Annotated in this window: 18 protein-coding genes; 8 read left to right on the top strand and 10 right to left on the bottom strand. The window is 68.1% G+C overall.

The features are described from left to right. The first annotated feature begins 184 nt into the window (after nt 1-184). Nucleotides 185-1,117: a LysR family transcriptional regulator gene (locus U8D42_RS21060; protein ID WP_322858344.1), complete on the top strand. Its 933-nt coding sequence runs from the start codon at nt 185-187 to the stop codon at nt 1,115-1,117. Here U8D42_RS21060 and oxc read toward each other — a convergent pair. Then, nucleotides 1,101-2,813, bottom strand: coding sequence for an oxalyl-CoA decarboxylase (gene oxc, locus U8D42_RS21055; RefSeq protein WP_322858345.1), 1,713 nt, complete (start codon nt 2,811-2,813; stop codon nt 1,101-1,103). The genes U8D42_RS21060 and oxc overlap by 17 nt on opposite strands. Nucleotides 2,814-3,068: 255 nt before the next feature. Here oxc and U8D42_RS21050 point away from each other — a divergent pair, with 255 nt between their 5' ends. After that, nucleotides 3,069-4,658 (top strand): FadD7 family fatty acid--CoA ligase, encoded by a 1,590-nt coding sequence (locus U8D42_RS21050; RefSeq protein WP_322858347.1) that lies wholly within the window; start codon nt 3,069-3,071, stop codon nt 4,656-4,658. A gap of 3 nt (nt 4,659-4,661) precedes the next feature. On the opposite strand, the gene U8D42_RS21045 is transcribed toward U8D42_RS21050, so the two are convergent. Continuing rightward, on the bottom strand, nt 4,662-6,827 hold the full coding sequence (locus tag U8D42_RS21045) for an elongation factor G-like protein EF-G2 (protein ID WP_090419769.1): 2,166 nt from the start codon (nt 6,825-6,827) through the stop codon (nt 4,662-4,664). Between the two features lie 165 nt (nt 6,828-6,992). Continuing rightward, a complete protein-coding gene (locus U8D42_RS21040; protein WP_322858349.1) occupies nt 6,993-7,409 on the bottom strand; it encodes a TIGR03668 family PPOX class F420-dependent oxidoreductase in 417 nt (138 codons plus the stop codon). A gap of 175 nt (nt 7,410-7,584) precedes the next feature. Here U8D42_RS21040 and U8D42_RS21035 point away from each other — a divergent pair, with 175 nt between their 5' ends. The 4 genes from U8D42_RS21035 (at nt 7,585) to U8D42_RS21020 (ending at nt 12,706) form a co-directional block, all read left to right on the top strand. Beyond that, on the top strand, nt 7,585-8,634 hold the full coding sequence (locus tag U8D42_RS21035; RefSeq protein ID WP_322858351.1) for a S1C family serine protease: 1,050 nt from the start codon (nt 7,585-7,587) through the stop codon (nt 8,632-8,634). 121 nt (nt 8,635-8,755) lie between these two features. Further along, nucleotides 8,756-10,528: a maltose alpha-D-glucosyltransferase gene (gene treS / locus U8D42_RS21030; RefSeq protein WP_085239531.1), complete on the top strand. Its 1,773-nt coding sequence runs from the start codon at nt 8,756-8,758 to the stop codon at nt 10,526-10,528. Nucleotides 10,529-10,574: 46 nt separating this feature from the next. Beyond that, nucleotides 10,575-11,924: a maltokinase N-terminal cap-like domain-containing protein gene (locus U8D42_RS21025; RefSeq protein WP_322858353.1), complete on the top strand. Its 1,350-nt coding sequence runs from the start codon at nt 10,575-10,577 to the stop codon at nt 11,922-11,924. A gap of 65 nt (nt 11,925-11,989) precedes the next feature. Then, nucleotides 11,990-12,706, top strand: a complete 717-nt coding sequence (locus U8D42_RS21020; protein WP_322858354.1) for a YoaK family protein — start codon at nt 11,990-11,992, stop codon at nt 12,704-12,706. Between the two features lie 35 nt (nt 12,707-12,741). On the opposite strand, the gene ag85C is transcribed toward U8D42_RS21020, so the two are convergent. From ag85C to U8D42_RS20985, 7 genes are all read right to left on the bottom strand, one after another. Continuing rightward, nucleotides 12,742-13,791, bottom strand: coding sequence for a diacylglycerol acyltransferase/mycolyltransferase Ag85C (ag85C, locus tag U8D42_RS21015; protein ID WP_322858355.1), 1,050 nt, complete (start codon nt 13,789-13,791; stop codon nt 12,742-12,744). Nucleotides 13,792-14,024: 233 nt separating this feature from the next. Further along, nucleotides 14,025-14,825, bottom strand: a complete 801-nt coding sequence (locus U8D42_RS21010; RefSeq protein WP_431523886.1) for an ABC transporter permease — start codon at nt 14,823-14,825, stop codon at nt 14,025-14,027. 7 nt (nt 14,826-14,832) lie between these two features. Then, nucleotides 14,833-15,663 carry an ATP-binding cassette domain-containing protein gene (locus U8D42_RS21005; protein WP_322858357.1) on the bottom strand — a complete coding sequence of 277 codons (831 nt, stop codon included), beginning with the start codon at nt 15,661-15,663 and terminating at the stop codon, nt 14,833-14,835. Next, on the bottom strand, nt 15,660-16,121 hold the full coding sequence (locus U8D42_RS21000; RefSeq protein WP_322858796.1) for a MarR family winged helix-turn-helix transcriptional regulator: 462 nt from the start codon (nt 16,119-16,121) through the stop codon (nt 15,660-15,662). The genes U8D42_RS21005 and U8D42_RS21000 overlap by 4 nt, the downstream gene beginning before the upstream one ends. A gap of 57 nt (nt 16,122-16,178) precedes the next feature. Beyond that, nucleotides 16,179-16,676 (bottom strand): metallophosphoesterase family protein, encoded by a 498-nt coding sequence (locus U8D42_RS20995; RefSeq protein WP_090419775.1) that lies wholly within the window; start codon nt 16,674-16,676, stop codon nt 16,179-16,181. Between the two features lie 25 nt (nt 16,677-16,701). Continuing rightward, complete coding sequence (locus tag U8D42_RS20990) at nt 16,702-19,620, bottom strand: RND family transporter (protein ID WP_322858358.1); 2,919 nt, start codon at nt 19,618-19,620, stop codon at nt 16,702-16,704. Continuing rightward, nucleotides 19,617-20,048, bottom strand: coding sequence for an MmpS family transport accessory protein (locus tag U8D42_RS20985; protein ID WP_322858359.1), 432 nt, complete (start codon nt 20,046-20,048; stop codon nt 19,617-19,619). Before U8D42_RS20985 ends, U8D42_RS20990 begins: the two co-directional genes overlap by 4 nt. A gap of 235 nt (nt 20,049-20,283) precedes the next feature. Here U8D42_RS20985 and U8D42_RS20980 point away from each other — a divergent pair, with 235 nt between their 5' ends. After that, nucleotides 20,284-20,604: a metal-sensitive transcriptional regulator gene (locus U8D42_RS20980; protein WP_322858360.1), complete on the top strand. Its 321-nt coding sequence runs from the start codon at nt 20,284-20,286 to the stop codon at nt 20,602-20,604. A gap of 30 nt (nt 20,605-20,634) precedes the next feature. Further along, nucleotides 20,635-21,249, top strand: a complete 615-nt coding sequence (locus tag U8D42_RS20975) for a DsbA family protein (RefSeq protein WP_322858361.1) — start codon at nt 20,635-20,637, stop codon at nt 21,247-21,249. The last annotated feature ends 33 nt before the right edge of the window (nt 21,250-21,282 follow it).

Below are 21,282 nucleotides of genomic sequence, written 5' to 3'. Positions count from 1 at the left end.
GGTGCGATTACCACGACGGTATTCTACCGGCTGTTCCCGCACGCCCTTTTCAGCAAACGTTTGCCGGTTCGCCGGTGAGGGCGACGGCCCGGGAATGGGTCGGTGGTGGATCGGCTCGCCGGACTGGCTGGCGTGCCGGCGAGACGCTAGCCTCAGCGAAACTTTGTGGGCCGAGGAGGTGCGGGTGCTCTTCCGACAATTGGAGTATTTCGTTGCGGTCGCGCAGGAGCGCCACTTCGCCCGCGCCGCCGAGAAGTGCTTCGTGTCCCAACCCGCGTTGTCCGCGGCGATCGCCAAGCTGGAGCGCGAATTGAACGTGACGCTGATCAATCGCGGGCACAGCTTCGAGGGCCTCACACCCGAAGGGGAGCGGTTGGTGGTGTGGGCCAGGCGGATTCTCGCCGAGCACGACGCCTTCAAGGCCGAGGTGCACGCGGTGCGATCGGGCATCACCGGCATGCTGCGCCTCGGCACCGTGCCCACCGCGTCCACGACGGCCTCGCTGGTGCTCTCGGCGTTCTGCTCGGCGCACCCGTTGGCGAAGGTGCACATCTCGTCCCGGCTGGCGGGCACCGAACTGTACCGGCGCCTCCGTGAATTCGAACTGGATGCCGCGATCGTGCACGCGTCGCCCGACGAGGCCCACGACATGAACCTCGTGCCGCTGTACCAGGAGCACTACGTGCTGTTGTCGCCCGCGGACATGTTGGGGTCCGCCGCGCCGACGATGACCTGGCCGGAGGCCGCGCAATTGCCGCTGGCGCTGCTCACCCCCGACATGCGGGATCGCCAGATCATCGACAAAGCCTTCGCCGACCACGCCATCGAAGTCGCCCCGCAGGTCGAAACCGACTCCGTCGCCTCGTTACTCGCTCAGGTCGCCGCGGGGAGTTGGGCGTGCATCGTGCCGCACACCTGGTTGTGGACGTCGCCGCTGGGTCCGGAGGTCCGCGCGGTGGAGATGGTCGACCCGGTGCTCAAGGCCGACATCGTCCTGGCCACCAATTCCGCCGGCCCGGGTTCACCGATCGCCCGCGCGCTGGCGGCCTCCGCCGAGGGGTTGTCGCTGAACGAGTTCTTCGACGTGCAGCTGTCGCGAATCACGCACCGGCGCTGACCTTTCCGGTCGCGGCCGCGCTGGTCGGGTTCAGGTTCGCCAGATGCCCGCTCTCCACTCCCGCCGTGGGGTCGAGCTCGCAGTCGATGATCGACGGGCTCCGGGAGTCGATCGCCTCCGCCAGCGCCGAGCACAGTTCCGCAGGGGTGGTGACGTGATATCCCTTGCCGCCGAAGGCCTGCGCGATCAGCTCGTGGTGCGCCCGGGCGTTCAGCACGGTGGGAGCCGGGTCCGCTCCGTTGGAGGATTCGTCCCCCCGGTAGACGCCGCCGTTGTTGAGAATGACCACGGTCACCGGGAGCCGGTAGCGGCAGATCGTCTCGACTTCCATGCCGCTGAAGCCGAATGCGCTGTCACCCTCGATCGCGACGACGGGCCGGCCCGTTTCGACGGCGGCGGCGATGGCGTAACCCATGCCGATGCCCATGACACCCCAGGTTCCCGTGTCCAGCCGGTGCCGCGGGACCTCCATGCCGATCACGTTGCGGGCCAGGTCCAGCGCGTTGGCTCCCTCGTTGACCACGTACACGTCCGGGTTCTCCTGCAGCACCGCCCGAATCGCCGCGAGCGCGTTGTAGAACCGCATGGGATGAGCGTCCTCGGCCAGGCGCTCGCGCATCTTGGCGTCGTTGCGGTCCGCGCGCTCGGCCAGCTCCGCGGTCCATTCCGTGGGCACCCTGATGGGCTGGGCGCCCACTGCGTCGCGCAGCGCCGACATCACCGAGCCGATGTCGCCGACCAGGGGCGCGGCGATCGGCTGATTGCTGTCGAATTCCGAGGGCGCGATGTCGACCTGCACGAACTTGGCGTCGGCGGACCACTGCGGCGAATCCCCGTGGCCCAGCAGCCAGTTCAGCCGGGCGCCGACGAGCAGGACCACATCCGCCCGGGCGATCGCCAGGGACCGCGCGGCCGCCGCGGACTGCGGGTGGGAATCGGGCAGCAGCCCCTTGGCCATCGACATCGGCAGGAACGGAATCCCGGTGGCCTCGACGAACTCGCGAATCACGGTGTCGGCCTGGGCGTATGCGGCGCCCTTGCCGAGCACGATCAACGGTCGCCGCGCCTGGGCCAGCATCTGCAGCGCGCGTTCGACCGCCTCGGGCGCCGGCAGCTGCCGGGGTGCCGGGTCGACGATCCGCCAGACCGTGTCCGCGGCCGCCGCGGCGTCCAGCGCTTGCCCCAACACGTCACCGGGGATGTCGAGGTAGACGCCGCCGGGACGGCCGGAGATCGCGGTGCGCACGGCACGCGCGACGCCGCGCCCGATGTCCTCGACCCGGCCGATCCGATAGGCCGCCTTCGCGAACGGCCGTGCGGCGTTGAGCTGGTCGATGTCCTGATAGTCGCCGCGCTGCAGATCGACCAGCGCCCGGTTGCTGGACCCCGAGATCTGGATCATCGGGAAGCAGTTCACGGTGGCGTTGGCCAGCGCGGGCAACCCGTTGAGGAACCCGGGCCCGGACGTCGTCAGGCACACGCCCGGCCGGCGGGTCAGGAATCCGGCGGCGGCCGCGGCATTGCCGGCCGAGGTCTCCTGGCGGAAGCCGATGTAGCGGATTCCGGACGCCTGCGCGACGCGGGCCAGGTCGGTGATTGGGATGCCGACGATCCCGTAGATGGTGTCGACGTCGTTGGCCTTGAGCGCGTCCACCACCAGATGGAAGCCGTCGATCAAACGCGTGGACCCGGTCATGGGGCGACTCCTCGTGTGTGTTTCCGCTGAAGTAAAGGCTCGGCCCATACTCTGACGCGGCCACCCGCCGGTTGTCCAAGACCGAACCGCTATGCAGCGATTCACGCCGTCTATCGGCGCTGGCAGCGGCGGCCCGGCGGCGTCGATAGCCAACGGTTATCGGTCGTGAGCGAACCACTATTGGACGCGCGGCAACGCCACCGGGCATGGTTCGAGCAGGATGTTGTCGAGACAATGACGAAAGGGAGCGCGGCGATGAGGACGACGAGGCCTGAAGAGATCATCGGCGGCGGCGTGGGCTCGGCCCGCACCGCGGGCGCACGCATCGCCGATCTGGTCGAGGAGGCGGGGGGCCGGTCCCCGGACACCCCCGCGCTGGTCGTCACCGCCGATCGGGTGCCGGTCAGCTACCGCGACCTGCTCCGGCTCGCCGACGACCTGGCGGGGCGGCTGGCCCGGGCCGGGCTGCGCCCGGGCGACCGCGTCGCGCTGCGCTCCGGAAGCAACGCGGAGTTCGTCGTCGGGCTGCTGGCCGCTTCACGGGCCGACCTGGTCGCCGTCCCGCTGGATCCGGCGCTGCCGGTCGGCGAACAGCGCGCACGCAGCGAGGCCGTGGGCGCCAGGGCGGTCCTCATCGACGGCGCCGCACCGGGCGACGACGAGGGACAGCACCTGCCGTGGTGGCCACTCGCGGTGACGACCGGTGGTGGTGCCCCGACCGTCAGCCTGGACACGACCGCGGGCGCTGCGCAACAGTTTTCGACGCCGGAGGGCCTCCGCGACGACGACGCCATGATCATGTTCACCGGCGGAACCACCGGGGTGCCGAAGATGGTCCCGTGGACCCGCGGCAACATCGCCGGCTCGGTGCACGCCATCGGCGCCGGATACGGGCTCGGCCCCCGGGACGCCACCGTGGCGGTGATGCCGCTCTACCACGGTCACGGGCTGCTGGCCGCGCTGCTGGCGACCCTGGTGTCCGGGGGCACGGTGCTGCTGCCGGCCCGCGGACGGTTCTCGGCGCACACCTTCTGGGACGACATCGACGCCGTCCGCGCCACCTGGTACACGGCGGTCCCGACGATTCACCAGATCCTGTTGGAGCGGGCCAGGACCGACCAGCCGGGCAACGCCGCGTTGCGCTTCATCCGCAGTTGCAGCGCCCCGCTCACCGCGGAAACCGCGCAGGCCCTGCAGGACACCTTCTCGGCCCCGGTGGTGTGCGCCTTCGGCATGACCGAGGCCACGCATCAGGTGGCGACGACCGAAATCGGCCACACCGAGAACCCCGCGGCCACACCCGGTCTCGTCGGTCGCTCGACCGGGCCGGAGATCCGGATCGTCGGGACCGACGGCCGGCCCGTGCCGCCCGGTGAGGTCGGCGAGGTGTGGCTGCACGGCCCCACCGTGGTCCGGGGCTACCTCGGCGACCCGGCGATCACCGCCGCCAATTTCACCGACGGGTGGCTGCGCACGGGCGACCTGGGCACCCTGTCGGCGGCCGGTGAGCTGGTCATCCGGGGCCGGATCAAGGAACTCATCAACCGGGGCGGGGAGAAGATCTCGCCCGAACGCGTCGAGGGTGTGCTGGGCAGCCATCCCGACGTCCTGGAGGTCGCCGTCTTCGGGATGCCCGACACGCTGTACGGCGAGACGGTGGCCGCGGTGATCGTCCCCCGGGGATCCGTCGCGCCGACCCCGGACGAACTCGCGTCGTTCGCCCGCGACCGCCTGGCCCCCTTCGAGGTGCCGACCAGCTTCGAGCAGGCCGCGGAGCTGCCCCACACCGCCAAGGGCTCGCTGGACCGCCGCGCCGTCGCCCAGCGCTTCGGGGGCGGGGCCTGACGTTCAGACGGTGGCCTTCACCCGGGTCGCCGCGGCCTCCGGCATGGGTTCGTAGCGGGCGAAGGTCCGGGTGAACGACGAGGCGCCGTGGGCCAGCGAGCGCAGGTCGATCGCGTAGCGCGTCAACTCCACCTGGGGCACCTCGGCCCTGACCAGCGTGCGCTCGCCCGCGGTCTCGGTACCGAGCACCCGGCCGCGGCGACCCGACAGGTCGCTCATCACCGCGCCCACGAAGTCGTCGGGCACCAGCACGGAGATCTCGTCGATGGGCTCGAGCAGGCTCACCTTCGTCGCCGCGGCCGCCTCGCGCAGCGCCAGGGCCCCGGCCATCTGGAACGCGAAATCGGAGGAGTCGACGCTGTGCGCCTTGCCGTCGAGCAGCGTGACCCGGATGTCGACCACCGGGTAGCCGGCATGCACGCCCTTCTCCATCTGCGCGCGCACACCCTTCTCCACACTCGGGATGAACTGCCGGGGCACCGCCCCGCCGACCACCTTGTCGAGGAACTCGAATCCGGCGCCCTCCGGCAGCGGTTCCACCTCGATGTCGCACACCGCGTACTGGCCGTGCCCGCCGGACTGTTTGACGTGCCGGCCGTGGCCTTTCGCCTTGCCGCCGAAGGTCTCGCGCAGCGGGACCCGCAGCTCCACGGTGTCCACGGTGACGCCGTACCGGTTGGCCAGCGCGTCCAGGACGACACCGGCGTGTGCCTCCCCCATGCACCACAACACGATCTGGTGGGTCTCGGGGTTCTGCTCGATCCGCAGCGTCGGGTCCTCGGCGGCCAGCCGGCCCAGCCCCACCGACAGCTTGTCCTCGTCGGTCTTGGCGTGCGCCTGGATCGCGACCGGCAGCAGCGGCTCGGGCATCGTCCACGGTTTGAGCACGAGCGGCTCCGCCTTGTCCGAGAGCGTGTCGCCGGTCTCGGCGCGGCTCAGCTTGCCGATCGCGCAGATATCGCCGGCCACCACGGCCGCCGCGGGGCGCTGCTGCTTGCCGAGCGGAAACGACAGGGCGCCGACGCGTTCGTCTTCGTCGTGGTCGGGGTGCGTGCCGCCATGGGAATTGGAGCCGTTGACGGAGCCGAAGAACGACGCAAAATGGCCCGACACATGAACCGTCGTGTCGGGCCTGATGGTCCCGGAGAACACCCGGACCAGGCTGAGCCTTCCGACGTAAGGGTCCGACGTCGTCTTCACCACCTCCGCGAGCAGGGGAGCGTCGGGATCGCAGGTCAGCGTCGCGTGGGGGGCGCCCTGCGGGGTGAACACCTCGGGGAGCGGGTGTTCCATCGGCGACGGGAACCCGCGGGTGGCGACCTCCAGCAACTCCAGGGTGCCGACACCGGTACTGCTGCACACCGGGATCACCGGGAAGAACGACGCCCGGGCCACGGCCCGCTCCAGGTCCTCGATGAGCGCCGCCTCGTCGATGGACTCACCGCCGAGGTAGCGATCCATCAGCGACTCGTCCTCGGATTCCTCGATGATGCCCTCGATCAGGGTGCCGCGGGCCTCCTCGATCCGGGCGGCGTCGGACGGATCGGGTGGCTGGGCGGTCCGCCTGCCGCCGGCGTATTGGTAACGCGTCTGCGACAGCAGGCCGATCAGGCCTTCGCAGGCCGGCATGCCGGTCGGCAGGTAAAGCGGTAACACCTTGTCGCCGAAGGCGTTCTGCGCGGCCGCCAGGGCCTCGGCGTAGTTGGCGCGGGTGTGGTCGAGCTTGGTGATCACCACGGCGCGGGGCATGCCGACCTGATCGCATTCCTGCCAGAGCGATTTGGTGGGTTCGTCGACGCCCTCGTTGGCCGCGATCACGAACAGCGCGCAGTCGGCGGCGCGCAGGCCGGCCCGCAACTCGCCGACGAAATCGGCGTACCCGGGGGTGTCGACCAGGTTGATCTTGACGCCGTCGTGCGCCAGTGAGGCGACGGCAACACCGACGGAGCGCTGCTGGCGGATCTCGGCGTCGTCGTAGTCGCAGACCGTGCTGCCGTCGGTCACCGAGCCCGCCCGGGTCAGCACCCCTCCGGCGACCAACAGCGCCTCGACCAGGGTGGTCTTGCCGCCACCCGAGGGACCGACCAGAACGACGTTGCGCACATCGCCGGGCCCCTTCGCGGTGGGAGCGGCCGCCGCGCCCTGGGACGCACTCGCCTTGTCCGCCATGACGTTCCTCCAGTTCTCCCCGGCCGCATCACCGGCGGGGCGCGCCCGGTGCGGTGTGTCCTAGCTCACAGGGTCCGTAAGCAACTTTTCCCCCAACCGCGGCCCAACACAAGGCCACGGTCCGGCCACAATTGCGTCGGCCCGGCGCAATGGCGGGCGTTGCCGTCAGGCGTGCCAGCTGGACCAGCGGCGCACCGCGACGGCGATCACCGGTCCGTCCAGCGAAACGGATTGATACTGCGGGTATTTGGCCCGCAGGAGCCGGTAGGCGGACTCCATCGCCGCCCCCTCGGTGTGGACGGTGGCCGCGCCGTCGGCCCGTACCCACCACAGCCGCGTCCAGTCGTCGGCGTAGTGGTCGACGAGCAGGCTCACGTGGGGATCGTGCGCGATGTTCGTCAGCCGCCGCAGCCGCCGCGTCGTCTTGGGTTTCGCGTCGACGGCGGTGTACACCAGGTCGGGGGAGTCCCCGGCGACGGCGAACACCACCGGAACCAGGTGGGGCAGGCCGGCCGGGGTGATCGTGGCCAGCCGGGCCACCGGCGATTCAGCGAAGCTGGCCTTGGCGTCGAATCCGACCACCGTGTCAGCCTAGGCGCCGGTCATAAGGGTGGACGGGAGGCCATCGTGGCTGATGAGAACCTTGCCACTGCCGTGAATAGCTACCTGCATTACGGTTATATACACACGATTGTGCCGCCCAGACCCCAAGGCCGGGACAGTTCGGTGTTTTCCGCGACGCAGGAAGGGTGACGGGATGAGCAAAGCGCACCACCGCTCGGTGTGGTGGTCATGGTTGGTGAGCGTGCTGGCCGTGGTCGGGTTGGGCCTCGGCTTGGGCATCGCGCCGGCGGGCGCCTCGCCGATCACCCGGCCGCAGGCGCCGGTCGATGCGGCGGCACTGGTCGGCCAGGTCGGGCCGCAGGTGGTCAACATCAACACCAAGTTCGGCTACAACAACGCGGTGGGCGCCGGGACCGGCATCGTGATCGACCCCAACGGCGTCGTGCTGACCAACAACCACGTCATCTCCGGCGCGACGGACATCAGCGCCTTCGACGTCGGCAACGGCCAGACGTATGCCGTCGACGTGGTCGGTTATGACCGCACCCAGGACATCGCGGTGCTGCAACTGCGCGGCGCCGCCGGGCTCCCGACCGCGGCCATCGGCGGCGGCGTCGCGGTGGGCCAGCCCGTCGTGGCGATGGGCAACGCCGGCGGCCAGGGCGGAACGCCCAGCGCCGTCGCGGGCAAGGTCATCGCGCTCAACCAGAGCGTCTCGGCGACCGACACCCTGACCGGCGCCAACGAGTCGCTCGGCGGCCTGATCCAGGCCGACACGCCGATCAGGCCCGGCGACTCGGGCGGACCGATGGTCAACGGCGACGGGCAGGTCGTCGGCGTGAACACCGCCGCCACCGACAACTACAAGATGTCGGGCGGGGGACAGGGCTTCGCCATCCCGATCGGCCACGCGATGGGCGTGGCCGGGCAGATCAGGGCGGGCGCCGGCTCGAACACCGTGCACATCGGCCCGACCGCGTTCCTCGGCCTGGGCGTCACCGACAGCAACGGCAACGGCGCGCGCGTCGAACGCGTGGTGACCGGCGGCCCCGCCGCGGGGGCCGGGATCTCGCCCGGTGACATCATCACCGGGGTCGACACCGTCCCGATCAACGGGGCCACGTCGATGACGGAGGTCCTCGTCCCGCACCACCCCGGCGACAACATCGCGGTGCACTACCGCTCCGCCGGCGGCGGCGACCGCACCACCAACGTGACGCTGGGCGACGGGCCGCCGGCCTGATACCCGCGCCGATGATGCGCGGTTGGTGGTCAATTCGGTTGGTGCCAAGCGAGTTTCGTCGCATGTCGGTGGGCGTGATTCCGAATGTCGCGCCTCGGGTACACGTGGCATCGTGGATTTGATGAACGACGCAAGAGAAGCTGTCGAGCACCATCCCGCAGGGGGTAGTCACGTTCAGGACGGTGTCGTCGAGCACCCCGAGTCCGACGACTTCGACAACGCCGCCGCGCTGCCCACCGACCCGACGTGGTTCAAGCACGCCGTGTTCTACGAGGTGCTGGTCCGGGCGTTCTTCGACGCCAACGCCGACGGTTCGGGTGATCTGCGCGGACTTCTGGGACGCCTGGACTACCTGCAATGGCTGGGCATCGACTGCATCTGGCTGCCCCCTTTCTACGATTCGCCGCTGCGCGATGGCGGCTACGACATCCGGGATTTCTACAAGGTGCTGCCCGAGTTCGGCACCGTCGAGGATTTCGTGGCGTTGCTCAACGCCGCGCACGAGCGGGGTATCCGGGTCATCACCGACCTGGTGATGAACCACACGTCGGAATCGCACCCCTGGTTCCAGGAATCGCGGCACGACCCCGACGGCCCGTACGGCGACTTCTACGTGTGGAGCGACACCAGCGAGCGCTACACCGACGCCCGGATCATCTTCGTCGACACCGAGGAGTCCAACTGGACCTTCGACCCGGTGCGCCGCCAGTTCTACTGGCACCGCTTCTTCTCCCACCAGCCGGACCTGAACTACGACAACCCGGCCGTGCAGGAAGCCATGATCGACGTCATCCGCTTCTGGCTGGGCCTGGGCATCGACGGCTTCCGGCTGGACGCGGTGCCCTACCTGTTCGAGCGGGAGGGCACCAACTGCGAGAACCTGCCCGAGACGCACTCCTTCCTCAAACGCGTCCGCAAGGTCGTCGACGACGAGTTCCCCGGCCGGGTGTTGCTGGCGGAGGCCAATCAGTGGCCGGCCGACGTCGTCGAGTACTTCGGCGACCCCACCACCGGCGGCGACGAGTGCCACATGGCGTTCCACTTCCCGCTGATGCCGCGCATCTTCATGGCGGTTCGCCGTGAGTCGCGCATTCCGATCTCGGAGATCCTGGCGCAAACGCCGGAGATCCCCGACATGGCGCAATGGGGCATCTTCCTGCGCAACCACGACGAGTTGACGCTCGAGATGGTCACCGACGAAGAGCGCGACTACATGTACTCCGAGTACGCCAAGGACCCGCGGATGAAGGCGAACGTGGGAATCCGGCGCCGCCTGGCGCCGCTGCTGGACAACGACCGCAACCAGATCGAGCTGTTCACCGCGCTGCTGCTGTCGCTGCCCGGCTCGCCGGTGCTCTACTACGGCGACGAGATCGGCATGGGTGACGTCATCTGGCTGGGTGACCGCGACGGCGTGCGCACCCCGATGCAGTGGACGCCGGACCGCAACGCCGGCTTCTCCAAGGCCAACCCCGGCCGGCTGTACCTGCCGGCCAGCCAGGACTCCGTCTACGGCTATCAGGCGGTCAACGTGGAGGCCCAGCGCGACACCTCCACGTCGCTGCTCAACTTCACCCGCATGATGCTGGCCGTGCGGCGCCGCCACGAGGCCTTCGCGATCGGCACGTTCGAGGAGTTGGGGGGCTCCAACCCGTCGGTGCTGGCGTTCGTGCGCCAGGCGCCCGGGGGCGGGGACACGGTGCTGTGCGTCAACAATCTGTCGCGGTTCCCACAGCCGATCGAACTGAATCTGCAGCACTGGAGCGGTTGCACACCGGTGGAACTGACCGGGCATGTCGAATTTCCCCGGATCGGGCACCTGCCCTACCTGCTGACATTGCCCGGCCACGGTTTCTACTGGTTCCAGCTGACCGCATGTGAGGAGGACGCATGAGCACGCTGGCGACGATGCAGAGCGAAGTGATGGGGTGGGGGTACCGATGACCGAGCCGGCCAAGCTGCCCTGGTCCGACTGGCTTCCACAACAACGGTGGTACGCCGGACGTAACCGGGAGCTCACCTCCGCGGAGGCGGCCGTCGTCGTCCCGTTCCGCGACGACCTGGACCTGGTCCTGGTCGACGCCCAGTACGCCGACGGCTCGTCGGAGCGCTACCAGGTGATCGTCCGATGGGATGCCGGGCCGGTCTCCGAGTACAGCTCGGTGGCCACCATCGGCGCCGCCGGCGACCGCACCGGTTTCGACGGCCTGTACGACACGGACGCACCCCAGTTTCTGCTGTCGCTGATCGACTCGTCGGCCGTGCGTACCGCGTCGGGCACCGAGGTGAGGTTCGTCAAGGAGCCCGGCGTCGAGCTGCCCCTTCAGGCGTTGCCGCACGTGTCCGACGCCGAGCAGAGCAATACCAGCGTCATCTTCGACCGGGCCGCGATATTCAAGGCGTTTCGCCGCGTCAGCAGCGGCATCAACCCCGACATCGAACTGAACCGGGTGCTGGGCCGCGCCGGCAACCCGCACGTGGCCCGGCTGCTCGGCACCTACGAGATGGCCGCCCCCGACGGACCGGCCGACGCGGCGTGGCCGCTCGGCATGGTGACCGAGTTCGCATCCAACGCCGCGGAAGGGTGGGCGATGGCCACCGCCAGCGTGCGCGACCTGTTCGCGGAGGGCGACTTGTACGCCCACGAGGTCGGCGGCGACTTCGCCGGCGAGTCCTGCCGGCTCGGCGAGGCCGTGGCGTCCGTGCACGCCACCCTGGCCCAGTCACTGGGCACCGCGGAGTCGGCCTTCCCGGTCGACACCGTGCTGGCGCGGCTGTCGTCGACCGTGGCGAAGGTGCCCGAGCTGCAGGAGTACGCGGCGACCATCGAGGAGCGGTTCTCCAAGCTGTCCGATCAGGCGATCACCGTCCAGCGGGTGCACGGCGACCTGCACCTCGGCCAGGTGCTGCGCACCCCCGAAAGCTGGCTGCTGATCGACTTCGAGGGCGAGCCGGGCCAGCCGCTCGATGAGCGCCGGGCACCGGATTCACCGTTGCGCGACGTGGCCGGCGTGCTGCGGTCCTTCGAATACGCCGCATACGGACCACTGGTGGACCAGGCGGACGACAAGCAGCTGGCCGCGCGCGCCCGCGAGTGGGTCGAGCGCAACCGGACCGCGTTCTGCGAGGGGTACGCCGCCGCGTCGGGGGTCGACCCGCGCGATTCGGCCGACGTGTTGGCCGCTTACGAACTGGACAAGGCCGTGTACGAGGCCGGCTATGAGGCGCGGCACCGGCCGCACTGGTTGGCGATTCCGTTGCGGTCCATCGCCCGGCTCACCGCCTCGTAGGCGCGGGGTAGGAAATCGCTATGCGTCGCCCTGCGAGGGCGGCGGGCGTCTGACAGCATGTCAGCGTGGCGAGCGAAACCTTCAATAGCGAAGCGCGGTTGTCGTGGGTGCTGGCGGCGCTGGCCGGGGTGGTGGGCGCGATCTCATTCACCCACTCCGCGGGCTACTTCGTGGTTTTCATCACCGGTAACGCCCAACGCGCCGTGCTCGGGTATTTCACCGGGGAAGGGTGGCTGGCCGTGAGTGCCGGGCTGCTCATTGCGGCGTTCGTCGCCGGTGTGGTCGTTGCGTCACTGTGCCGCCGATTTTTCTGGGTGGACCATCCGCACGGCCCGACGGTGCTGACCACCTTCAGTTTGGCGGCCGCCACCGTGATCGACGTCTTCGATGTGGGATGGGCGCAGAATCTCGTCGATTTCGCGCCGATGATGCTGTTGGCGTTTGGTACCGGGGCGTTGAACACCTCTTTTGTCAAGAACGGCGAGGTTTCGGTGCCGTTGAGCTATGTGACCGGCACGACCGTCAAGATGGGCCAGGGCATCGAGCGCCACATCGCTGGTGGCGGAAACGTCTCGGACTGGCTCGGTTACTTTCTGCTGTTGGCCAGCTTTATGGTGGGCGCGGCGGTGGGCGGCTTCATCAGCGTGGTCGTCAACGGGACCTGGATGCTGGTGATGGCCACGTCCGTATGCGCGGTGACGACCGGGTACACCTACTTCCACCAGGACCGGCGCGCCCTGTTGCTGGAACGGAACGAAAAAAAGCATCGGCAGCAGCGCTGACCGGTGCGCTGCTGCCGATGCTGGTTCGGCGGGTTTCAGGCGGCCGGCTGCGCCGGTGCCGCCGGTGGTGCCGGCTGGGCCGGCTGGGCGGTGGTGTTGCTGGCCAGCAGCACCTGCTGGATGTCGGGCTTCATCGCGACCAACTGCTGGTTCCAGTAGGGCCACGAGTGCGTGCCGTTCGCCGGGAAGTTGAACGTCCCGTTACGACCGCCCGCGGCGACGTAGCTGTTCTGGAACTGCTGGTTGGTGCGCAGCGTGAGGCCCTCCAGGAACTTGGCCGGCATGTTGTCGCCGCCGAGGTCGCTCGGCGTGCCGTTGCCGCAGTAGACCCAGATCCGGGTGTTGTTGGCGACCAACCGCGGAATCTGGACCATCGGGTCGTTGCGCTTCCACGCCGGGTCGGTCGACGGGCCCCACATGCTGTTGGCGTTGTAGCCGCCCGAGTCGTTCATCGCGAGCCCGATCAGCGTCGGCCACCAGCCCTCGGACGGGTTCAGGAAGCCCGACAGCGAGGCGGCGTACGGGAACTGCTGCGGGTAGTAGGCGGCCAGGATCAGCGCCGAGCCGCCGGACATCGACAGGCCCACCGCGGCGTTGCCGGTGGGTGAAACCTGCTTGTTGGCCTGCAACCACAGCGGCATTTCCTGGGTCAGGAAGGTCTCCCACTTGTAGGTGTAGTTCTGACCGTTGCCCGACGACGGCTGGTACCAGTTGCTGTAGAAGCTGGACTGGCCGCCGACGGGCATCACGACCGACAGGCCGGACTGGTAGAACTCCTCGAAGGCGGGGGTGTTGATGTCCCAGCCGTTGTAGTCATCCTGGGCGCGCAACCCGTCGAGCAGGTACACCGCGTGCGGTCCGCCGCCCTCGAACTGCACCTTGATGTTGCGGCCCATCGACGGTGACGGCACCTCCAGGTACTCCACCGGGAGCCCCGGCTTCGAGAACGCCCCCGCGGTAGCCGAGACGCCGGCCGCGGTGACGAGGCCGGACATCAGGGCAGCCCCCATGGCCGCGACCGCCAGTTGGCGCGGCATGGTCGCCGCGGCGCCACGCAACTTCCGCAACTGTCCGAAGAACTTCATAGCTCTCTACCCATCCCAACTTTCATCTGCCGCGTGCGGCGGTCGAATCCGTTCGCTGGGCAGTGAAACACGCGGAGACGACGGAAATCGCCTGTCGCGGCCGCAGGTTCAGATCGCGGTTGGCTAACGATTGGGAGTCGGCGAGCAATCGTCACGCTCGGGTCACGATCGGCTACCGAAACCGCGCGACGGGCTTCCCAATCGCCGGCGCGACGGCTATCGGCGCGCTGCGCCTAGGTGACGAGCCGGCGCAATAGCGTTGAGGCGGCCGCGATTCCGAGCACGGCGGCCACCGCCAGCACGACGATGTCCATCGGGTTGAAGGGCGTGCCGATGAGCAGTCCGCGCAAGGCGTCGACCTGGTAACTGAGCGGGTTGACCCTGCTCAGCACGTGCAGCCAGGCGGGCATCACGTCCACCGGGTACAGCGCGTTGGAGGCGAAGAACAGCGGCATCGTGATCGCCTGGCCGATCCCCATCAGGCGATCGCGGCTGCGGACCAGCCCGGCCAGCGTCATCGACAGGCACGCGAAGAACCCGGCGCCGAGCATGACGACGGCCATCGCCGCCACGATCCGCAGCGGGTTGACCGTCAGCCCGACATTCATCAGGTATGCCAACGCCATGACGCCGACGACCTGGGCGACCGAGCGCACACCGGCCGCGAACGCCTTGCCGGTGATCAGCGCCGATGCCGGCGCCGGTGTCACCATCAGCTTGGCCAATACGCCGGCGTCTCGGTCCCAAATGATCTGTATCCCATAGAAAATCGAGATGAACAGTGCCGACTGGGCGATGATCCCCGGCGCCAGGAAGGCCAGGTATGACACCGATCCGGTGTGGATGACGTGCAAGTGGCTGAATGTCGTCCCGAAGATCAGCAGCCACAACGCCGGCTGCACCATCCGGGTGACCAGCTCGGTCCGGTCGTGTTGCAGCTTCTGCATCTCGACGATCGCGAACGCGCCGATCCGGCTGAACACGGCGCCCACCCGCCGCCATCCGCGCGGCGCGCGCACCAGGTTTCCCGGCATGACGTTGTCAACCGACACGGCGGGCAACCTTTCTGGCGGAACGGATTTCGTGAAACGAACCCGCCGACTCGGACCCGGCCGGTTCGTCCTGCAGGCCGGAGGCGGCATAGTGGCGGAACACGTCCTCGAGGGTCGCCCGCGTCGACACGGTGGATTTCAGCTCGGCCGGTGTGCCCACCGCGCGCAACTCACCGTGGTGCATGAGCGCGACGCGATCGCACAGCGCGTCGGCCTCCTCCATGTAGTGGGTGGTCAGCAGCACGGTCATCCCGAACTGCGCCTGCATCTTTCGCACCTGTGTCCAGACCCCGTCCCGCGCAATCGGGTCCAGCCCGACCGTCGGTTCATCGAGCACCAGCAGCGACGGGCGGTTGACCAGCGCCTGTGCCACCTCGAGGCGGCGGACCATGCCACCGGAATAGGCCGCGGCCAGCCGATCGGCCACCTCGAGCAGGTCCATGGCGGTCAGCGCCTGCCGGACCCGATCTGACCGCTCGGCCCGGGGCACGCCGTAGAGCCGCGCGAACCACTGGACGTTCTGGCGGCCGGTCAATGCGGGCTCGATCGAGAGTTGTTGCGGGACATAGCCGATGTTGCTGCGAATGTCGGTGGTGTGGCGGCGCGCGTCCAGCCCGAAGATGCGCAATTCGCCCTGCTGCACCGGCGCGAGCGTGGTGAGCATCCGGACCATGGTCGTCTTCCCGGCGCCGTTGGGGCCCAACAGGCCCATCGTTTCGCCGGGGCGGACCTGCAACGTCACGTCGTTGACGGCGGTGAACCGGCCATAGCGATAGCTCAGGTGCCTGCCGTCGATCGCCATCGGCAGTGATCCGCTCATGGCTGTCGCGCCTGCAGTGTCTTGGTCATCATCTCTATGACCTCCAATCCTCTTGTCAAAGACTCGATTTGATCGTCGTCGAGCTCGGCGAGCGCTTTGTCCAACGCCTCGCGCCGCGCGGCCCGGGACGCGTCGATCATCTGCTGGGCGGGCTCGGCGAGGTGTAACCGGCCGACCCTGCGGTCGGTGTCGCCGACGGTCCGAATGAGCAACCCCCCGGACACCAGCTTGGAGACCAGGGTCGAGGCGGTGTTGGGAGCCAGTCCGAGCTCGGCGGCGGCGGCGTTCACCGAGATGCCGGGCCGCCGGCCCACCAGCCACAACAGCTCGGACTGCGACTCGGTCAGGCGCGACGAGTCGAAGCCGCGGCCGGCGGACCGCCGCAGTTGCCGGCGAAACCGGCCGACGACGCGAAATACCTCGGTGACCACATCGGTACTCGACTGCACCCTTCCCAGGATATCTCTGTAACCGAGCTATTTATGTGGCCAAGCTGTGCGCCGGTTATGTATCGGCTACTTCGGAAGTCGATGCAGGACGACGTCGGTGACGGCCCCCGCGTCGACGGAGGCGGTCATGTAGGTGCAGAACGGCTGTCGGCGGCGATCGGTCGGTGAGCCCGGATTGAGCAGGCGCAGGCCGGTTTCGGTGGTGGTGTCCCACGGGATGTGGCTGTGCCCGAACACCAGGACGTGGGTGTCGGGGTAGAGCCGCGACATCCGCGCCTCGCGCCCGGCCGCGGCGCCGGTCTCGTGCACGACCGTGATGCGCACGCCCGCCAGGGTGACCTCCGCGCGTTCCGGCAGGCGCGAGCGCAATGCGGGACCGTCGTTGTTTCCCCAGCAGGCCACCAGCCGGGCCGACCTGCTGTCGAGCTCGTCGAGCAGCTCGGTCGTCACCCAATCGCCGGCGTGCACGACGACGTCGGCCGCGTCCACCTCATCCCACACCCCTGCGGGCAGGTCGCGGGCGCGGTTGGGGACGTGGGTGTCGGAAATCAGCAGTAGCCGCACAGGCCCCATCTTGCGCCGGCGATCGTCAGCCCGGCGTCGAGGTCATGGTCTGTTCGCGCCTGGGGGCGTGCGCGTCCGTCTCCTCCCCGAGCAGGAGGGAGCGAACCAGGCGGCGCGGACCGAAGGGCCGCAGCATGGAGCTGGCGGGTCGCGGGCGCACTCGTATCGGCCACCAGAACCACCGCCCGAGCAGCGCGGCGATCGACGGCGTCATCAACGACCGCACGATCAACGTGTCGAACAGCAGGCCGAGGCCGATGGTGCTGCCGGCCTGGCCGATCGAGCGCAGATCGCTGGCGACCATCGACATCATGGTGAAGGCGAAGACGAGGCCCGCCGTGGTGACGACCCCACCGGTCTCGCCCATCGACCGGATGATGCCGGTCTTGAGGCCGGCTCCGATCTCCTCCTGGAACCGCGACACCAGCAACAGGTTGTAGTCCGAGCCGACGGCCAGCAGGATGATCAACCCGAACACCGGGGCGATCCAGTTCAATTCCAGGCCGAAGAGGTGTTGCCACACCAGCACCGAGAGCCCGAAGGCGGCGCCCAGGGAGAGCAGCACCGTCCCCACGATCACCAGGGACGCCACCAGTGCCCGCGTGATGATCACCATGACGACGAAGATCAGCGTCAGCGCCGCGAGCCCCACGATCAGCAGGTCGTAATGGGATCCCGACTGGATGTCGCGGTAGATCGCCGCCGTCCCGGCGAGGTAGAACTTGGCCCCGGTCAGGGTCGTTCCCTTGACCGCTTGGTGCGCGGCGGCGAGTTCGGGCATGACGGCTGAAATGCCCGCCGGGGTGGCCGGATCCGCGTCATGGGTGATGATGAAGCGCGCGGCCTTGCCGTCCGGAGACAGGAAGAGCTTCAGACCGCGCTGGAAGTCGGGATTCTGGAAGGCTTCCGGCGGCAGATAGAAGTAGTCGCCACTGCGGGAGGCGTCAAAGGCCTGCCCCATCGCGCTGGCCGTGTCGGTCATCTGAGCCATCTGCGTGACCAGGCCGGAGAAGCTGCTGTGCATGGTGAGCAGAGTGCCCTGCATGGATTGGGCGACGGCGATCATCGGCGGGAACTGCGCGGCCATCTGCGGGATGATCGCGTCGATGTTGTCCACGTCCTTGATCAGCGTGCTCATGTTCTCGCTGAACTTGTCCACACCGTCGATCGCCTCGAACACCGACCTCGTCGCCCAGCAGATGGGGATGTTGTAGCAGTGCTGTTCCCAGTACAGATAGCTGCGGAGCGGTCGCGCGAAGTCGTCGAAATCGGCCAGATGGTCCCGCATTTCGTCCAGCGTGGCCTGCATGTCGTGCATGTCGCCGACCATGCGATGCGTCGCGCTGCTCATCTGCCCGAGCAGGCCCTGCATCCGCTGCATCGAGCCGATCATGGCGCCGAGGTCGTCGCTCATCTTGAGCATGTCGGCCGTGCGGTCCCTCATGAACTGGAGGTTCTCTTGGATCGGAATCGATTGGGCACTGATCTGAAACGGTATCGAGGTGTGCTCGATCGGCCCGCCGAGTGGCCGGGTGATGCTTTGCACCATCGCGATTCCCGGTGACCGGAAGATGTCTTTGGCGAGCCGGTCCAGGATGATCATGTCGCCGCTGTTCCGCATGTCGTGATCGCTCTCGATCATGAGGATGTCGGGATTCATCGTGGCGGCGCTGAAATGGCGTTCGGCGGCCGCGTATCCGATGTTCGACGGCACGCCCGGCGGAATGTAGTAGCGGTCGTTGTAGCTGATCTTCATGCTCGGCATGATGAGGATGCCGACGATGGCGATGACCAAGGAGGCCGCGAACACCGGGCCGGGCCAGCGCACCGTCGCGGTGCCGATGCGCCGCCACCCACGGGTCTTGATCATCCGGCGGGGGTCGAGCAGCCCGAACCGGGTTGCCACAGCGACAACGGCCGGCGCCGCGGTCATCGCTCCGGCGACGACGACGAGCAAGCCCAGCGCGGACGGAATGCCGAGCGCCTTGAAATACGACAGCCGCGCCAGGTGCAGGCAGAAGGTGGCTCCCGCGATCGTCAACCCCGAGCCCAGGATGATGTGCGAGGTTCCGCGGAACATGGTGTAGTAGGCCGTTTCCCGGTCCTGCCCCGCCTGACGCGCCTCCTGGTAGCGCCCGATCAGAAAGATCGCGTAGTCGGTCCCGGCCGCGATCGCCAACGAGGACAACATGGCAACGACGAAGGTCGAGAAACCCAACAGCTGGTAATTCCCGAGGAGCGCGACAAGTCCTCTGGCCGTCCCCATTTCGAAGCCGACCATCACCAGAACGAGCAGCACCGTGCTGACGGACCGATAGGCGATGAACAGCATGATCATGATGACCACGCCCGTGACGCCCATCATCTTGAACATGCTTTTATCGGCGGCCTCGTTCATGTCCGTCGTCAGCGGTGCCGGGCCGGTGACATATACCTTGAGCCCCTTGGGCGGGTCTGATTTGTCGACGATCTTGCGCACCGCATCGACGGATTCGTTGCCCAGGGTGCTGCCCTGGTTGCCGGCCAGGTTGAGTTGGACATAGGCGGCTTTGCCGTCCTTGCTCTGAACGCCGGCGGCGGTGAGCGGGTCCCCCCACACGTTCTGGACGTGCTGCACGTGTTTGGGGTCGTTCTCCAGCTTTTTCACCAGGCCGTCGTAATAGCGGTGCGCCTCGTCGCCGAGTTGCTTGTCGCTCTCCAGGACGACCATCGCGATGCTGTCGGAATCCGACTCGTGGAACGTCGCGCCCATCCGTTTGGCGGCAATCATCGCCGGCGCATCCTGCGGTGACATGGTCACCGCGTGCTTGCGTGCGACCGATTCGATCGGCGGCACAAGCACGTTCAGGGCAACGGTGAGCAGCAGCCAGCCGATGATGATCGGCCACGCGAAGGTGCGGACGAACCGCATGAACCTCGGACGGGTGTCGGTGTCGGTGTTCATGCGGCCTTCACCAGGCAGGAAGTCTGGGCGTGGCGCCCGGTCGAGGACTGCTCGTCCTTGACCACACCGTTGACGGTGATGCGGCACCCGAGTCGGTCGCTATCGCCCTGCGCCACCACGTTGGCGATCACGGCAGGCACGGTCGTGGTGATCGTGAAGGTCCAGGGCAGGCTGGTGAAGTCGGCCTGTGCCGGCTGAGCGTTCTTGTCCAAGTAACTCACGCTTCCTGTCGTGTCGCTGGGCCCGTAGATCTCGTATATGACCTGCTTGATATGCGAGGGCTCCAGAGGCGCGGCACTGCTGCCGGTGGCGGTGAAGATCGCTTCCGAGCCGAAAACGCCGCGAAGCCGATCGACGGCCACGCCGCCAAGCGCAACCGCCACCACGACCACGAGCGGTACCCACGCCCGTCTGAGAAACGTGGACACTGACGTTTCCTTTCCCTCGTGACCTGGTCCTCCTGGTATGGAGTCTCAGCCCGCGTCATCGAAGCCAATAGGGCCATTCGGCCCGCAGTTGAGGGTCAGCAGGCACACGCCCCGCGTCAACGCACGCCGGGATACCCGCGAGTTCCTGCTTCACCCGCGGTTCTAGTAGTACCATACCCCCTGGGGTATTGCTATTCCGGCTCCGATGCCCCCCGGGGTATGGTATGAAGGAGTCATGGAAGAAGTATTTCAGGGCGGTTGGCCGGTCAAGGCCGACCTCGCCGGCCACGACCCCGCCGACATGGATGCGGTCCTCGCGCGGTTGCGCCGGGCCCACGGCCAACTCGGCGGCGTCATCGCGATGATCGAGCAGGGCCGCAGTTGTAAAGATGTCGTCACCCAGTTGGCCGCGGTGTCGCGGGCGCTGGATCGCGCCGGATTCAAGATCATTGCCTCGGGTCTGCGCGACTGCATCACCCGGCCGGAGGGTAGTCCCTCTGACGGGGCCGGCCTGTCGATCGACGAGTTGGAAAAGCTGTTCCTCAGCCTGGCCTGACGACAGGCCGCTACGACAAGGGGATGAGCAATGGAGCCTGCCGACAGTGGTCGAGCCGGATCGAAGGTCACGCTGTGGCTCGACCCGGTGTGTCCGTTCTCCTGGAACACCGCACGCTGGATCCGCGCCGTCGCCGAGAAGACCGGCATGTCGGTGGATTGGCAGCTGATGAGCCTGGCGGTGCTCAACGAGGGACGGGAACTCCCGCCCCCGCAGCAGGCGCGGATGCGCGACTCCCGCAAAGTCGGCCGGTTGATGGCCGCTATAGCGCGGGAGAAGGGTGACGACGGGTGGGTTGCCGCCTACTTCGCCTTCGGTGAGCGATACATCGACCGCTCGGAGCCCCTCGACGACGGCCTCGTCGCCCACCTGTTGACCACGGTGGGGGTGCGCGACACCACCGCCGAGGCGGTGTCCGACGAGTCCCTGGACGAGTCCGTCCGCCGAGGGCACCAGGCGGCACAGGATGCTCTCGGCGAAACCGGCGGCAGCCCGATTCTGCAGATCGACGGGCATGCGTTCTTCGGGCCGGTCCTCACCGCGGTACCCGACGAGAAGGACTCGGTCGCATTGTTCGACGCGATCGCGACGTTGGCCGCGGTTCCCCAGTTCGCCCAGCTGCAACGGCCGCGCGACGCGGCCTGAGGCGCACGCGCCATCGAGAAAACCTGGAAAGAG

The sequence above is a fragment of the Mycobacterium europaeum genome (genome assembly GCF_034555895.2).
Lineage (GTDB): Bacteria > Actinomycetota > Actinomycetes > Mycobacteriales > Mycobacteriaceae > Mycobacterium > Mycobacterium europaeum.
This window is presented reverse-complemented; position numbering and strand designations above follow the sequence as displayed.

Coding starts and splice junctions, on each gene's coding strand:
- U8D42_RS21045 (WP_090419769.1), bottom strand. CDS start 6,827: ATGGCGGACAAGGCGAGTGCGTCCCAGGGCGCGGCGGCCGCTCCCACC.
- U8D42_RS21005 (WP_322858357.1), bottom strand. CDS start 15,663: ATGAGCGGATCACTGCCGATGGCGATCGACGGCAGGCACCTGAGCTAT.
- U8D42_RS20975 (WP_322858361.1), top strand. CDS start 20,635: ATGGAGCCTGCCGACAGTGGTCGAGCCGGATCGAAGGTCACGCTGTGG.
- oxc (WP_322858345.1), bottom strand. CDS start 2,813: ATGACCGGGTCCACGCGTTTGATCGACGGCTTCCATCTGGTGGTGGAC.
- U8D42_RS21025 (WP_322858353.1), top strand. CDS start 10,575: ATGACCGAGCCGGCCAAGCTGCCCTGGTCCGACTGGCTTCCACAACAA.
- ag85C (WP_322858355.1), bottom strand. CDS start 13,791: ATGAAGTTCTTCGGACAGTTGCGGAAGTTGCGTGGCGCCGCGGCGACC.
- treS (WP_085239531.1), top strand. CDS start 8,756: ATGAACGACGCAAGAGAAGCTGTCGAGCACCATCCCGCAGGGGGTAGT.
- U8D42_RS20980 (WP_322858360.1), top strand. CDS start 20,284: ATGGAAGAAGTATTTCAGGGCGGTTGGCCGGTCAAGGCCGACCTCGCC.
- U8D42_RS21035 (WP_322858351.1), top strand. CDS start 7,585: ATGAGCAAAGCGCACCACCGCTCGGTGTGGTGGTCATGGTTGGTGAGC.
- U8D42_RS20990 (WP_322858358.1), bottom strand. CDS start 19,620: ATGAACACCGACACCGACACCCGTCCGAGGTTCATGCGGTTCGTCCGC.
- U8D42_RS21050 (WP_322858347.1), top strand. CDS start 3,069: ATGAGGACGACGAGGCCTGAAGAGATCATCGGCGGCGGCGTGGGCTCG.
- U8D42_RS21010 (WP_431523886.1), bottom strand. CDS start 14,825: ATGCCGGGAAACCTGGTGCGCGCGCCGCGCGGATGGCGGCGGGTGGGC.